12 protein-coding genes are annotated in these 14,567 nt (G+C 74.2%); 6 read left to right on the forward strand and 6 right to left on the reverse strand.

Going from position 1 to position 14,567, the window contains the following annotated elements; genetic code table 11:
* Window positions 1-60: 60 nt before the first annotated feature.
* Window positions 61-966: a LysR family transcriptional regulator gene (locus PUR61_RS14220; RefSeq protein ID WP_329879186.1), complete on the reverse strand. Its 906-nt coding sequence runs from the start codon at window positions 964-966 to the stop codon at window positions 61-63.
* 77 nt (window positions 967-1,043) lie between these two features.
* Here PUR61_RS14220 and PUR61_RS14225 point away from each other — a divergent pair, with 77 nt between their 5' ends.
* On the forward strand, window positions 1,044-1,784 hold the full coding sequence (locus tag PUR61_RS14225) for a CTP synthase C-terminal region-related (seleno)protein (RefSeq protein ID WP_329879187.1): 741 nt from the start codon (window positions 1,044-1,046) through the stop codon (window positions 1,782-1,784).
* The gene (locus PUR61_RS14230; protein WP_329879188.1) at window positions 1,781-2,458 is read left to right on the forward strand and encodes an HD domain-containing protein; all 678 of its coding nucleotides are present in this window, start codon (window positions 1,781-1,783) and stop codon (window positions 2,456-2,458) included. The genes PUR61_RS14225 and PUR61_RS14230 overlap by 4 nt, the downstream gene beginning before the upstream one ends.
* 81 nt (window positions 2,459-2,539) lie before the next feature.
* Here PUR61_RS14230 and PUR61_RS14235 read toward each other — a convergent pair whose 3' ends face one another.
* The 3 genes from PUR61_RS14235 to PUR61_RS14245 all read right to left on the reverse strand — a co-directional run bounded on the left by PUR61_RS14235 (window position 2,540) and on the right by PUR61_RS14245 (window position 4,469).
* On the reverse strand, window positions 2,540-3,073 hold the full coding sequence (locus tag PUR61_RS14235) for a GNAT family N-acetyltransferase (RefSeq protein ID WP_329879189.1): 534 nt from the start codon (window positions 3,071-3,073) through the stop codon (window positions 2,540-2,542).
* 75 nt (window positions 3,074-3,148) lie between these two features.
* Window positions 3,149-3,745: a dephospho-CoA kinase gene (coaE, locus tag PUR61_RS14240; RefSeq protein ID WP_329879190.1), complete on the reverse strand. Its 597-nt coding sequence runs from the start codon at window positions 3,743-3,745 to the stop codon at window positions 3,149-3,151.
* An 82-nt stretch (window positions 3,746-3,827) separates the two neighbouring features.
* Window positions 3,828-4,469, reverse strand: a complete 642-nt coding sequence (locus tag PUR61_RS14245) for an MBL fold metallo-hydrolase (RefSeq protein WP_329879191.1) — start codon at window positions 4,467-4,469, stop codon at window positions 3,828-3,830.
* An 83-nt stretch (window positions 4,470-4,552) separates the two neighbouring features.
* Between PUR61_RS14245 and PUR61_RS14250 the strand changes: the two genes are divergently transcribed.
* Entirely contained in the window at window positions 4,553-5,593 is a 1,041-nt protein-coding gene (locus PUR61_RS14250; protein ID WP_329879192.1) for an ATP-binding cassette domain-containing protein, read from the forward strand.
* Entirely contained in the window at window positions 5,590-6,408 is an 819-nt protein-coding gene (locus PUR61_RS14255; protein WP_329879193.1) for an ABC transporter permease, read from the forward strand. The genes PUR61_RS14250 and PUR61_RS14255 overlap by 4 nt, the downstream gene beginning before the upstream one ends.
* 29 nt (window positions 6,409-6,437) lie before the next feature.
* Here PUR61_RS14255 and PUR61_RS14260 read toward each other — a convergent pair whose 3' ends face one another.
* Together PUR61_RS14260 and rpsA are read right to left on the reverse strand one after the other, a co-directional pair.
* On the reverse strand, window positions 6,438-8,729 hold the full coding sequence (locus tag PUR61_RS14260) for an MMPL family transporter (protein ID WP_329879194.1): 2,292 nt from the start codon (window positions 8,727-8,729) through the stop codon (window positions 6,438-6,440).
* A 248-nt stretch (window positions 8,730-8,977) separates the two neighbouring features.
* The gene (rpsA, locus tag PUR61_RS14265; protein WP_329879195.1) at window positions 8,978-10,468 is read right to left on the reverse strand and encodes a 30S ribosomal protein S1; all 1,491 of its coding nucleotides are present in this window, start codon (window positions 10,466-10,468) and stop codon (window positions 8,978-8,980) included.
* 339 nt (window positions 10,469-10,807) lie between these two features.
* Between rpsA and PUR61_RS14270 the strand changes: the two genes are divergently transcribed.
* Both PUR61_RS14270 and hrpB read left to right on the forward strand, forming a co-directional pair.
* Window positions 10,808-11,827: a class I SAM-dependent methyltransferase gene (locus tag PUR61_RS14270; protein WP_443035170.1), complete on the forward strand. Its 1,020-nt coding sequence runs from the start codon at window positions 10,808-10,810 to the stop codon at window positions 11,825-11,827.
* 17 nt (window positions 11,828-11,844) lie between these two features.
* A complete protein-coding gene (gene hrpB / locus PUR61_RS14275) occupies window positions 11,845-14,415 on the forward strand; it encodes an ATP-dependent helicase HrpB (protein WP_329879197.1) in 2,571 nt (856 codons plus the stop codon).
* Window positions 14,416-14,567 lie beyond the last annotated feature (152 nt).

A 14,567-nucleotide genomic window follows, 5' to 3' on the forward strand; every position in this document is an offset into this window, starting at 1 on the left:
CGCGCCGCCACTCACCGCGCCCCCGCCGTCACGCGCTCACGCCGTCACGCGCTCACGCCATCAGGCCCCGCGCTCTCGGACCTGCGCACCGCCGAGCAGTCGGGCCAGCTCGGCCGCCGGGCCCTCTGGCAGGCTGCCGTGGACCAGCTCCGTGCGGTGCACCAGCCGCGGCGCGCGGACGGGCACGGCCACCACGCCCGGGGCACCGTCCAGGACCGACGCGGGAAGGACGGCGAGGCCGTGACCGGCGGCGACCAGGGCGAGCAGACCGCGGACGTCGGTCCCGAGGTAGCGGGCGGCGGGACGGAAGCCGTCGACGGCGGTCGCCGCCCGCAGCCGGGCCCCGGTCGGCGCCAGGCCGGGGGCGTCCAGCCAGCGGGCGGCGGACAGGTCGGCGAGCGAGAGGCCGGGCCGACCGGCCAGCGGATGGCCGGTCGGCAGGGCGACGGCGAGCGGCTGCTCGGCGACGGCGACGGTGCGCAGCGGGCCGACGTCGGGCAGCGGGAGCGGATCGCTGGGGGCGGCCGGGCCGTCGATCAGGGCGAGGTCCACCGCGCCGGTGGCCACCTCGGCGGGCAGCGCGTCCTGGGCGACCACCCGGACCGTCAGATCCGTCCGCGGGTACGCCCGGCGTACATCGGCGAGCGCGCCCCCCAGGACCGCGCCGATCGCCAGCGGGGTCGCTCCGACCACCAGGCGGGCGCTCGGAGCGCCGACCAGGCGTGCGACATCCGCGCGCGCCGCATCCAGCCGTAGCAGCAGGGAGGCGGCGTGTTCCAACAGCCGCGCGCCTGCCTCGGTCGGGGCGACCGGGCGGCGGGCAAGCACGGCGGCCCCGAGATCCGCCTCCAGCGCGGCGATCTGCTGGGAGACGGCGGACTGCGTGTAGCCGAGCTCGCGGGCGGCCTCGGAGAAGGAGCCCAGCCGGACCACCGTGACGAAGGTGCGCAGCTGCTGCGGGTCCACCTGGCATCAGTCCTTCTGATCGACGGGTAAGGAATCATCGTTGGCACTGATGTGGCAATGCGGGTCAGGATAGCCGCATGACCTACCGCACCCCCCGGCTCGCCCTGGTCGGCGACCGCTCCCCCGCCGTCCGCTCGCACGCCCGGATCCCCGGGCTGCTCGACGTGCTCGCCACCCGCGAGCAGCTCGTGCTGGACGCCTACTGGATCCCCACCGAGGACGCCGTGGCCCCCGGCGCCCTCGACGGCTTCGACGCGATCTGGCTGCTGCCCGGCAGCCCGTACCGCAGCGAGGCGGGCGCGGTGGCCGCCGTCCGCACCGCCCGCGAGCACCGCATCCCCTTCCTCGGCACCTGCGCCGGCTTCCAGCACGCCGTGCTGGAGTACGCGCGCGACGTCTGCGGCCTCGGCTCCGCCGCGCACGGCGAGAGCCACCCGGAGGAGGAGGATCAGGTGATCGTGCCGCTCACCTGTTCCCTGGTCGGACACGAGGGCGCCGTGCACATCACGTCCGGCTCGCTCGCCGCGCGCGTCCTCGGCACCACCCGCACCCTGGAGCGGTACCACTGCGCGTACGGGCTGAACGACGCCTACCTGGAGCAGTTGCGCACGCACGGGCTGCGGTTCAGCGGCGTGGACGACTCGGGCGAGCTGCGGATCCTCGAACTGCCCGGGCACGAACACCCGTTCTTCCTCGCCTCGCTGTTCCAGCCCGAGCTGGCCGGGGACGGCACCCAGGTCCACCCGATGATCCGGGCCCTGGCCACCGCCGCCGTCGGCCACGCCGCCACCCCCCGGACCGAAGGAGCGAACGCATGACCACCGACCCCACCGGCAGCGCCGACCACACCACCGGCGCCACCGAGATCGCCGGGGTGGCGATCCCCGACAGCCGGCTCGCCGTCGAGGCCACCGAGCTCGTCCGGGACACCTCCACCGAGCTGCTCTACCACCACTCGCGCCGGGTCTACCTGTTCGGCGCCCTCCAGGGCCACCGCCGCGGGCTCGCCTTCGACCCCGAGCTGCTCTACCTCGCCGCGATGTTCCACGACGTCGGCCTCGCTCCCGAGCACCGCTCGTCCGGCCGCCGGTTCGAGGTCGACGGCGCCGAGGCGGCCGCCGCGTTCCTCCGCGCCCACCAGGTGCCGGAACAGCGGGTCCGGCTGGTCTGGGAGGCGATCGCCCTGCACACCACGCCCGGTGTTCCGGAGTACCTGGAGCCGGAGATCGCGCTCACCACGGCCGGTGTGGAGCTGGACGTGCTCGGCATCGGCTACCACGACCTGCCCGCCGGGGCCCGGGACGCGGTGGTCGCCGCCCACCCCCGACCGGACTTCAAGCGCGGCATCCTGCGCGCCTTCCACGAGGGCATCGCGCCCAAGCCGGAGACGGCGTTCGGGAACGTCAAGGCCGACGTGCTGGCCCGGTTCAGCCCGGGGTTCGAGCGGACCGACTTCGTCGACGTGATCGAGGGCTCCGACTGGCCCGAGTGAGCCACCGGCCCCGGCCGGACGCGGCCCGGCGCACTGACACACCGGCCGCACCGCCTGCCCGAGCCGCACCGGTCGCCCGGGTCACATCGGCAGCGAGCGCAGCCGGACCGGCCCCTCCGGCCACTCGGTCCCCGCGGCCAGCGGGGTCCACATGGTCCGCAGCGGCATGAGGGCGACCCGCCCTTCGGGCTGCTCCACGTGGACGTCCGCCAGCAGCTCCCGCCAGCCGAGCCGCCGGTAGACCGGGACCAGCGGCGGCCGGCAGAACAGCAGCGCACGGCGGTGGCCCAGCGCCCGCGCGTGGTTCAGGGCCGCGCCGACCACCGCGCGCGCCAGGCCCCGCCCCCGCAGCTCGGCGGCGACGGCGACCCCGCCGACGCCCATCACCTCCAGGTCCACGCCGCCCACCGTCAGCGGCAGCCGGAGCAGCCCGGTGTGGGCGACGAGCCGGCCGCCCTCCACCGCCCGTACGCCGAAGTGGACCTCCTTGGGCAGCCAGGTGAGCCCGGTGTCCGCGACCCCGTACGGGTCGGGGCCGTCGCCGAGGATCTCGGCCTGTTCGGGCGGGCCGTACCGGTCGAGGGTGACGACCGTCGGAGCTATGTGATCAGCCATTACTCCATGATCTGCGCCGCACCGACGGTCTGACCAGATCGGATTCGATCAGATCCGGTCAGATTCAGTCAGAAGTCAGGCGTGACGCGCCTTCAGTTCCGACCAGACGTCAGCGACCCTCGGAGCCAGGCCCGTCAGCGGGCCGCTGTTGTCGATCACGACGTCGGCGATCGCCAGCCGGTCGGCCCGGCTCGCCTGGGCCGCCATCCGGGCCCGCGCCTCCTCCTCGGCCATGCCGCGCAGGCGGACCAGCCGGTCGATCCGCACACCGTCCTCCGCATCGACCACGATCACCAGGTCGTAGAGCGGGGCGAGGCCGTTCTCGGCGAGGAGCGGGACGTCGTGCACCACCACCGCGTCCGGGGAGGCGGCCGCCTCCAGCTCCGCCGACCGCGCCCGCACCAGCGGATGGACGATCGCATTCAGCGCCGCGAGCCGCTCCGGGTCGGCGAAGACGATCGCCCCGAGCGCCGGCCGGTCCAGCGAACCGTCCGCCGCCAGCACGCCCGGGCCGAACTCGGCGGCCACGGCCTTGAGTCCGTCCGTCCCGGGGGCGACCACCTCGCGGGCGATCACGTCGGAGTCCACGATCACCGCGCCGTGGGCGGCCAGCAGCCGCGACACCTCGCTCTTGCCTGCGCCGATGCCGCCCGTCAGTCCGATCTTCAGCATGGCGCCAGGCTACCGGCGCGTCCGTGCCCTCTGGCAAGTACGAGCCGGGGAGCCGTGCCGTCCGGCGGGTACCGGCGACGCCTCACCCCAGGTCGGCGCTCTCCCCCTCGCCCAGCGTGCGAAGCTCCGCGCCCGTCCCCGGCCCGCCCGCCCCCACCAGGCGGGTGTGCACCGCCAGCCCCGCCGGGCTGAGCAGCGCGTCGTGCACCGGCACCACCCGCGGGGCCCCGGTCTCCCGGACGTAGTCGATCAGCTCGCCGACCTTGGTCCACGGCGCGGCGAACGGCAGCAGCAGCGTCTCCACCGGGTGCGGCGGCACGGTCAGCGCGTCCCCCGGGTGGAAGACCCGGCCGTCGAAGAGGAAGCCGACGTTCCCGATCCGGGGGATCTCCGGATGGATCACCGCGTGCCACTCGCCGTGCACGCTCACCCCGATCCCGCCGACCTCGAACGCGTCGCCCTCCCCCACCACCGTGACCCTCGACGCCACGCCGTCCAGCTGCCGCGCCACCGCCGCGTTCGTCCAGACCCGCAGCGCCGGATCCGCCTCCAGCGCCGCCCGCAGCCGGGCCTCCTCGAAGTGGTCCACGTGCTCGTGGGTGATCAGCACCGCGTCCGCCCCCACCACCGCGGCCGGATCGGTGAACGATCCCGGGTCGACGACGACGGCCGCCCCCTCGTGCTCCAGACGTACACAGGCGTGCCCGAACTTGGTCAGTCGCATGGGCAGAACAGTACGACCTGACCGACCCTGGAAGGGTGTGCGCCCTCACCCGGACGCACACCCACAAGTCGGGAGGTCCGGCCATGACCGACGCAATCCGGGCGGAAGGCCTGGTCAAACGGTTCAAGGAGACCCAGGCGCTGGCGGGCGTCGACCTGGTCGCCAGATCCGGCACCGTCCTCGGCCTGCTCGGCCCCAACGGTGCCGGCAAGACCACCGCCGTCCGGATCTTCGCCACCCTGCTGCGTCCCGACGGGGGACGCGCCCTGGTCGGCGGGCACGACGTGGTCCGCGAGGCCGGCCGGGTCCGCGCCCTGCTCGGGCTCACCGGCCAGTACGCCGCCGTCGACGAGAACCTCAGCGGCACCGAGAACCTGCTGATGATCGGGCGCCTGCTCGGCCTGAGCCGCCCGGAGGCCCGCGCCCGGGCGGCCGAACTGCTCGAACGCTTCCGGCTCGGCGACGCGGCCGGGCGCGCCGCCAAGGGCTACTCCGGAGGCATGCGCCGCCGACTCGACCTCGCCGCCAGCCTGGTCGGCCGGCCCCGCATCCTCTTCCTCGACGAGCCGACCACCGGCCTCGACCCGCACAGCCGCGGCGAGGTGTGGGAGCTGCTGCGCGGCCTGGTCTCCGAGGGGGTCACCGCACTGCTCACCACCCAGTACCTCGACGAGGCGGACCGGCTCGCCGACGAGATCGTCGTCATCGACAAGGGCCGGGTGATCGCCGGCGGCACCCCGGACGAGCTGAAGGACCGCACCGGCGGCCAGGTGCTGGAACTGCGCCCGGTCCGCCCGGACGACCTCGACCGGGCCCACGCCCTGATCGGCGAGGCGGCCGGCCCGCAGACCCGGATCGAGGGCGGGGCCGTCACCGCGCCGGTCAACGACCCGGAGCTGATGCCCGCCGTGGTCCGCCGGCTGGACGCCGCCGGGATCGCCGTCGGCGAGCTGGCACTGCGCCGCTCCAGCCTGGACGAGGTCTTCCTCGCCCTCACCGGGCACCGGGCCGAACCCGCGTCCTCCCCCACCGGGGACGCCGAGCAGGCCGACGGCCGGCCGGACGCAGGACCGGGGGACACCGGCCGCGACGGCTCCTACGAGCAGGCCGGGAGGCCGTCATGACCGCCGTCCTCACCGACCGGGCCGCCTCCCCCGCCCCCGGATCCGGCCGGGTCCGGCCCCTCGCCGCGCTCCAGCAGACCGCCACCATGGCCTGGCGCAGCCTGGTCTCCGTCAAGCACAACCCCCTGGAACTGGTCGACTTCAGCGTCACGCCGATCATGTTCGTGCTGCTGTTCACCTACGTCCTGGGCGGCCAGATGGCGGGCTCCCCGCAGGCGTACCTGCAGTACGCGCTGGCCGGGATCATCTGCCAGAACGCCCTCTTCACCACCATGTACACGGCCATGTCGCTCAACTCCGACCTGACCAAGGGCGTCTTCGACCGGCTGCGCAGCCTGCCGATCGCCCGCTCGGCGCCGCTGCTCGGGCGGATCGCCGCCGACCTGTGCAAGCAGCTCTGGGCGATGCTGCTGATGATCGGCCTGGGCACGCTGATGGGGTTCGACCTGACCGAGGGGATCCCCGGGCTCCTCGCGGCGGCGGCGCTGCTGCTCGTCTTCACGGGCGCGTTCTCCTGGGGCGCCGTCCTGATCGGGATGCTGGCGGGCGACGCCGAGAAGGTCCAGGTCTTCGCGTTCGTGCTGATCTTCCCGCTCACCTTCACCAGCAGCGCCTTCGTCCAGGTCGACACCATGCCGGGCTGGCTCCAGGCCTGGGTGAACGTGAACCCGGTCACCCATCTGGCGGACGCCTTCCGCGGGCTGCTCACCGGCGGGCCGGTGGCCGGGCCGGTGCTCTGGTCGCTCGCCTGGGCGGCGGGCATCGCGGCGGTGTTCGTCCCGCTGTCGATGCGCGCCTACCGCGCGCGCAGTTGAGCGCGCCCGCCGGACGCCCGCCGGACGCCCTAGGAACCTACCGGCGCCAGGCCCGGTTCGACCGCGGCCTCGGGCGCGGGCTCGGCCTCGGGCGCGGACGCCGTCGTGGCCTCTGCCTCGGGCGCGGACGTGCCGCGCGGCGCAGGCAGGACGGCCGGCTCGATGGCGGGCAGGTCGACGTGCTCGCTCAGCCCGAACCGGTCGTGCAGGCGGCGCAGCGGAGCCGGGGCCCACCAGTTGAACTCGCCGAAGAAGCTCATCGTGGCGGGGACGAGCAGGCAGCGGACCAGGGTGGCGTCCACCGCCACGGCGACGGCCAGCGCGATGCCCATCTGCTTGACCATCAGCATGTCGCCGAGGGCGAAGCCGGCGAAGACGATGACCATCAGCAGCGCCGCCGAGGTGATGATCCGACCGCTGCGCTGGACGCCGAGCTCCACGGCCCGGGTACAGCTGTGGCCCTTGTCACGCAGCTCCTTGATCCGGGCCAGCAGGAAGACCTCGTAGTCCATCGAGAGCCCGAAGGCGAACGCGAAGACCAGCACCGGGATGAACGTCTCCAGACCCCCGGTGGGGCTGAAGCCGAGCAGTCCGCTGAACCAGCCGTCCTGGAAGACCAGGGTGAGCGCGCCGAGCGAGGCGCCCAGCGAGAGCAGGTTCATCAGGAGGGCCTTGACCGGCATCACCACCGAGCCGGTCATCAGGAAGAGCAGGATCAGCGTGCCCAGCGCGACCAGGCCGAGCGCGATCGGGCCCCGGGTGAGCAGTTCGTGCCGGAAGTCGACCACCGAGGCGGCGCCGCCGGTGACGTGGGTGGTGAGCCCGCCCCGGTCGGCGCGCAGCTCCTCGACCACCTGCTTGGCCTGTCCGCCCTGGGGGTCTCCGTGCACCAGCACGTCGATGGTGGAGACCGTGTCGCTCACCGGCGTCACCGCCCGCACGCCGCTGACGCCGGGGATCTTGGCCACCACGTCGTCCGCGTACGCCTGGGCGACCGGTGCGCCGCCCTCGACGACGACGGTGACCGGAGCGGGCGAGGCCTGCGGGAAACGCTGGTCGACGGTGTCGGCGACCTGGCGGCCGGCCGAGGAGTGCGGCAGCACCGCGGCGCCGGAGTTGCGCATGTCGGCGTGGAGGAAGGGGGCCCCGGCGGCCATCAGCAGCGCGGTGCAGGCGAGGGCGACGGGGACCGCGCGCTTGCGGACCCGACGAACGGTGCGGCTGAAGAAGCCCTCGTCGGGGACGGGCGTGGTGGGTGTCTTGATCCGGCGGCCGGCGAAGCCGAGCAGTGCGGGGATCAGGGTGAGGGCGGCGGCGACGGCGATCACCACCACGCTCACGCCCGCGGCGGCGACGGCCCCGAGCACGGGGCTGGTGAAGACGAAGAGGCCGGCGAGGGCCACGGCGACGGTCAGTCCGGAGAAGGCGACGGTCCGGCCGGCGGTGGCCGCGGTCCGTTCGACGGCGGCGGCGATCGACGCTCCGTGCCCGCGTTCCTCGCGGAAACGATTCACCATGAGCAGCGCGTAGTCGATGGACAGACCGAGGCCGAGCACGGTGGCGATCGGCAGCACGCTGGTGTCGATGTCCATGATCTTGCTGAAGCCGAACATGGCCAGCAGGGCGCCGCCCACCGAGGCGACCGCGCCGATCACCGGGAGGCTGGCGGCGGCGAGGCCGCCGAAGACCAGCACCATCACGACCAGGGTGACCGGCAGGGTGACGATCTCGCCGAACCGGGTGTCCTTCTCGGTCTGCTTCTTGACCTCGTCCTGGAGCACGAGGTCCCCGCCGACGGTCACCTCGGCACCGTCGGCCCGGACGGCCGCGAGGCGCTGGGTGACGGCGGTGGTCTGTGCGGCGGTGCTGGTGTCGGCCATCCGCACCGAGACCAGGCTCGCCGTGCCGTCGGCCGAGCGCAGCGCGGCGGCGCCCGGGCCGGAGCCGTAGGCGTCGACGGCCGAGGAGACCCCGGGGAGGACGGCGATCTCGGCGGTGGCGCGGGTGACGGCGTCCCGGACGGCCGGGTCGTCCACGGGCTTCCCGTCCACCACGGCGGTGACGGTGCCCCTGGCCGGGTCGGCGGCGGTGACCACCGCGCCGCCGCGGTCGGCCTCCGAGCTCGCCGAGGAGGTGCCGGCCACCGACCCCTCGAAGACCCGCCCGCCGATCAGCACGCCTATGACCAGGATGACCGCCCAGAAACCGAGTACCCAGCGCCGGTGCCGGAAGCAGAACCGGCCGAGGGCGGCAAGACGCCCGTCGACCCTGGGGTCGGCGGCCGTACGGAAGGCGGGAGTCACTGCGGTGCTACGGCGCATGTGCGGGGGGTGCCTAGCGTGTGGGGCCGGGTGAGCGACCCGTCGGGCAACTCATCCCAAGGTAGGGCCTTGGTCCCGAATCACCCATAGCGGTCCGATGAGCCCCTCATCACAAAATTCCTTCACATAAGGAACAAATAAACGGCACCCCGTGCGCCGCCGGAAAAGCGACGAACCCCACCCGGAGACCGGGTGGGGTTCGTCGGTGACGCTATGCGCTAGTGAGAACCAGCGGCAGGATCAGAGCCTCAGCTCTGGCCGCCGGCCAGCTTCTCGCGCAGGGCGGCCAGGGCCTCGTCCGAGGCGAGAGCGCCGGAGCCCTCGTCGCTGCTGGACGAGTAGGAGCCACCGGCCGCGGCGGCGACGGCGTCGCCACCCTCGGCAGCGGCCTCCGCGTCGGCCTCGCGGCTCTTGATGACCTGGGCCTGGTGCTGCTCGAAGCGGGTCTGGGCCTCGGCGTACTGCCGCTCCCACTCCTCGCGCTGCTTCTCGAAGCCGGACAGCCAGTCGTTCGCCTCGGGGTCGAAGCCCTCCGGGTAGATGTAGTTGCCCTGGTCGTCGTACGAGGCGGCCATGCCGTACAGGGTCGGGTCGAACTCGACCTCGGCCGGGTTGGCACCCAGCGCCTCGTTGGCCTGCTTGAGCGACAGGCTGATGCGACGACGCTCCAGGTCGATGTCGATGACCTTGACGAAGATCTCGTCGCCGACCTGGACGACCTGCTCCGGGATCTCCACGTGGCGCTCGGCCAGCTCGGAGATGTGGACCAGGCCCTCGATGCCCTCGTCCACGCGGACGAACGCACCGAACGGAACCAGCTTCGTGACCTTACCCGGAACGACCTGGCCGATCTGGTGGGTACGGGCGAACTGCTGCCACGGGTCCTCCTGGGTCGCCTTCAGCGACAGGGAGACGCGCTCGCGGTCCATGTCCACGTCGAGAACCTCGACGGTGACCTCCTGGCCGACCTCGACAACCTCGGACGGGTGGTCGATGTGCTTCCAGGACAGCTCGGAGACGTGGACCAGGCCGTCGACGCCACCCAGGTCCACGAAGGCACCGAAGTTGACGATCGAGGAGACAACGCCGGAGCGCACCTGGCCCTTCTGCAGGGTGGTGAGGAAGGTCTGGCGGACCTCGCTCTGGGTCTGCTCCAGCCAGGCACGGCGGGACAGGACCACGTTGTTGCGGTTCTTGTCCAGCTCGATGATCTTGGCCTCGAGCTCCTTGCCCACGTAGGGCTGGAGGTCGCGGACGCGGCGCATCTCGACGAGCGAGGCGGGGAGGAAGCCGCGGAGGCCGATGTCGAGGATGAGACCACCCTTGACGACCTCGATGACGGTACCGGTGACGATCCCGTCCTCTTCCTTGATCTTCTCGATCGTGCCCCAGGCGCGCTCGTACTGAGCGCGCTTCTTGGACAGGATGAGACGACCCTCCTTGTCCTCCTTCTGGAGAACCAGGGCCTCGATGTTGTCGCCGACGGCGACGACCTCGTGCGGGTCGACGTCGTGCTTGATCGACAGCTCGCGGGACGGGATGACGCCCTCGGTCTTGTAACCGATGTCGAGGAGGACCTCGTCACGGTCGACCTTCACGATGACGCCCTCGACGATGTCGCCATCGTTGAAGTACTTGATGGTCTCGTCGATCGCGGCCAGGAACGCCTCGGCGTCGCCGATGTCGTTGAGCGCGACCTGCGGGGTGGTGCTGAGGGAGGAGTCGGTGGGGCTCGTCATTAGGAAAAGGGCTCCGGTGCGGACATGAAAGTCGTAGGTAATGCCACGCGGAGGGCCCGTATCGCTCCCACCGAAAGCCGGACAGCCAAGAACACGGCGCACCGGAAAACCCGAGAACGGGAGATCGGCGTCCGTCTTGCGACCGTGGGGTCTTCGACAGATGCGAGCGCGACCTGCTCCGTCTGAGGCGCGCAGGCCCGCAGCGCAACTTGTAGCATACGGGGACGGCCAGGCACGGTCAACGCCAAGGGCGTCAAGACGGTGGAGCCCGGCACGGAACAGGCCATATCCTCCGATTGCGCACCTCATGGGTGGCGGCCGCAGGGAGTCCTTCCCCGGATGCCACCGCCGGGACCCAGACCCTTACGGGCCGGTTCGCGGCAGCGGCGCTTCCGCAGAATCACACCCTACGCGATGGGCCTTGTCACCGTGACCGCCACCCCCCGCCCCGAGCTGCCCGAGCCCGTCCGCCACGCCGCCGGACCCGGCCCGGACGGTCTCCACGAGCTCGACGACCTCGACGGCCCCGGCGCCGACTCCGACGCGGACGATCTTGACGAGGACGGCGACGACGCGGTAAGGCGCTCCGCCGGCACCGGCGAGAGCAGCCGGGCCAGCCGGCACTGGTGGGACCGCAACGCCGACGAGTACCAGGACGAGCACGGCGCGTTCCTCGGCGACGACCGGTTCACCTGGTGCCCCGAGGGCCTGGACGAGGCGGACGCCCGCCTGCTCGGCGACGTGGCCGGCCGCACCGTCCTGGAACTCGGCGCCGGCGCCGCCCAGTGCTCACGCTGGCTGGCCGGCCGCGGCGCCCGCCCCGTCGCCCTCGACATCTCGTACCGCCAGCTCCAGCACTCGCTGCGGATCGACCTCTCCCGCGGCGCCGCGCCGGTCCCCGTCGTCCAGGCCGACGCCGCCGTCCTGCCGTTCGCCGACGCCTCCTTCGACCTCGCCTGCTCCGCCTACGGCGCCGTCCCGTTCAGCGCCGACACCGCCGCCCTGATGCGCGAGGTCCACCGGGTGCTCCGGCCCGGCGGCCGCTGGGTCTTCTCGGTGACCCACCCGATCCGCTGGGCCTTCCCCGACGAGCCCGGCGTCGAGGGCCTGACCGCCGTCTCCCCGTACTTCGACCGCACCCCGTACGTCGAACAGGACGAGCAGGGCCGCGCCACCTACGTCGAGCACCACCGCACGCTCGGCGACCGGGTCCGCGAACTGGTCGCCGCCGGTTTCCGGCTGCTCGACCTGGTCGAGCCGGAGTGGCCGGACACGCACGAGCAGGAGTGGGGCGGCTGGTCGCCGCTGCGCGGACGGCTGATCCCCGGCACGGCGATCTTCGTCGCCGAGCGCGGCTGACCGGGACCGCGCGGCCGATGAACCCCGCCTGGCGCGAACTGCCCGTCCGTACCGCCCTGCCCTCCCTCCACCGCGCCCTCGACGGCCACGGCGCCGCGGTGCTCGCCGCCCCGCCCGGCACCGGCAAGACCACCCTGGTGCCGCTCGCCCTCGCCGGGCTCGTCGACACCGGGGAGGCCGCCGCACCGCCCGCCCGCCGGGTCCTGGTCGCCGAACCGCGACGGCTCGCCGTCCGGGCCGCCGCCCGCCGGATGGCCTGGCTGCTCGGTTCCGCCGTCGGCGAGACCGTCGGGTACACCGTGCGCGGCGACCGCCGGGTCGGCCCCCGGACGGTGGTCGAGGTGGTCACCACCGGCGTGCTGCTCCAGCGGCTCCAACGTGACCAGGAACTGCCCGGCGTCGACGTCGTCGTCCTTGACGAGTGCCACGAACGCCACCTCGACGCCGACACCGCGCTCGCCTTCCTGCTCGACGTCCGGGCCGCGCTCCGCCCCGAGCTGCGGATCGTCTGCGCCTCCGCGACCTCCGACACCGGGGCCTGGGCCCGGCTGCTGGACGACGCCCCCGTCGTCGAGGCGCACGGCGTCTCGCACCCCGTCGAGACGGTCTGGGCCCCGCCCCCACGGGCCGTCCGCCCCGCCCACGGCACCCGGGTCGACTTCGCGCTGCTCGACCACGTCGCCGCCACCGTCCGCCGCGCACTCGCCGAGAAGGACGGCGACGTGCTCTGCTTCCTGCCCGGCGTCGGCGAGATCGCCCGGGTCGCCGGGCTGCTCGACGGCGCGCCCGCCGAGGTGCTCCAACTCCACGGCCGCGCCCCTCAGCCCGTGCAGGACGCGGCGCTGGCCGCCGGCGACCGGCGCCGGGTCGTGCTCGCCACCGCCGTCGCCGAGTCCTCCCTCACCGTGCCCGGCGTGCGGATCGTGGTGGACGCCGGGCTGGCCCGCGAACCGCGCACCGACCACGCGCGCGGGCTCGCCGCCCTGGTCACCGTCCGCGCCTCGCTCGCCGCCGCCCGCCAGCGCGCCGGCCGCGCCGGCCGCGAGGCCCCCGGCACCGTCTACCGCTGCTGGGCCGAGGCCGAGGACGCCCTCGCCGCACGCTTCCCCACCCCCGAGATCGCCCTCGCCGACCTCACCCCGTTCGCCCTCCAGACCGCCTGCTGGGGCGATCCGGACGCCACCGGGCTCGCCCTGCCCGACGCCCCGCCCGCCGGGGCGATGGCCGCCGCCCGGCAGACCCTGCAGGCCCTCGGCGCGGTCGACGCCGACGGCCGCGCGACCCCGCGCGGCGTCCGGCTCGCCCGCACCGGCCTGCACCCCCGGCTCGCCCGCGCGCTCGTCGACGGCGCCCCGCTGGTCGGCGCCGACCGGGCCGCCGAGGTGGTCGCCCTGCTCTCCGAGGAACCGCCCCGCCCCCTCGGCGACGACCTCGGCGCCGTCCTGCGCACCGTCCGCGGCGGCCGGGACCCCTACGCCGGCCGCTGGCGCGAGGAGGTCCGCCGCCTGCGCCGCGGGACCGGCGGTGACGGCGCGGGCGCCGGGAGCCCGCAGAACCCGCCGGGCACGCCGGGCACGTCCCTCCCCGACGCGGCCGCCACCGGGCTGGTGGTGGCCCTGGCCTTCCCCGAACGGATCGCCCGGGCCCGGGTCGAGAAGCCCGAACCCGGAACCCGCAGCCCCTACCTGATGGCCTCCGGCACCGCCGCCGAACTCGCCCCCGGCACGGCACTGGGCGGCGTCCCGTGGCTGGCCGTGGCCGCCGCCGACCGCCCGGCCGGCTCACCGTCCGCGCGGGTCCTGCACGCCGCCGCGCTCGACGAGGGGACCGCCAGGCTGGCCGGCGCGCCCCTGCTCGCCTCCCGCGAGGAGGTGCACTGGGACGTCAGGCGCCGGGAGGTGACCGCCCGGCGGGTGGAGTCACTGGGTGCCGTCGAACTCGCCGCCGAGCCCCTCGGCCGACCCGCACCGGCGCTGGTGCGGACCGCGTTGCTGGAAGGGCTGTCCCGCGAGGGCGTCGGCGCCCTGCTCGGCTGGCCCGCCGGAGCGGCCGGACTGCGCGAGCGGCTGGCGTTCCTGCACACCGCGCTCGGCGAACCCTGGCCGGACGTCTCCGACGAGGCGCTGCTGGCCGCCGCCGAGGAGTGGCTGGAGCCCGAACTCTCCCGCGCCCGGCGGCGTTCCGACCTCGCCCGGATCGACACCGCCGCCGCCCTGCAACGCCTCCTGCCCTGGGCGAGCGGCGCGGCCGGGCGGCTGGACGAGCTGGCGCCGGAACGGATCACCGTCCCGTCCGGCTCCCGGATCCGGGTCGACTACAGCGGCGAACGCCCGGTGCTGGCGGTCAAGTTGCAGGAGCTCTTCGGCTGGGCGGCGGCCCCGGCGCTGGCCGGCGGACGCGTACCGCTCACCGTCCACCTGCTCTCCCCCGCCGGACGCCCGGCCGCCGTCACCGGGGACCTCGCCACCTTCTGGCGCGACGGCTACCGCGCCGTCCGCGCGGACCTGCGCGGCCGCTACCCCCGCCACCCCTGGCCGGAGGACCCGACCACGGCCGAACCGACCAGGCGCACCAACGCCCGGCGCTGAGCCGGTCGGTGCGCCACACGTCCGGGTGCGCCACACGTCCGGGTGCGCCACACGTCCGGGTGCGCCACACGTCCGGGTGTGCCGCGCGCGGCGGGCGGTGGCACCGGACGCACCACGCGCACCGGACGGCCGCCCGCGGGGACGCACCCCCA

The organism is Streptomyces sp. BE20 (assembly GCF_036322525.1).
Taxonomy (GTDB): domain Bacteria; phylum Actinomycetota; class Actinomycetes; order Streptomycetales; family Streptomycetaceae; genus Kitasatospora.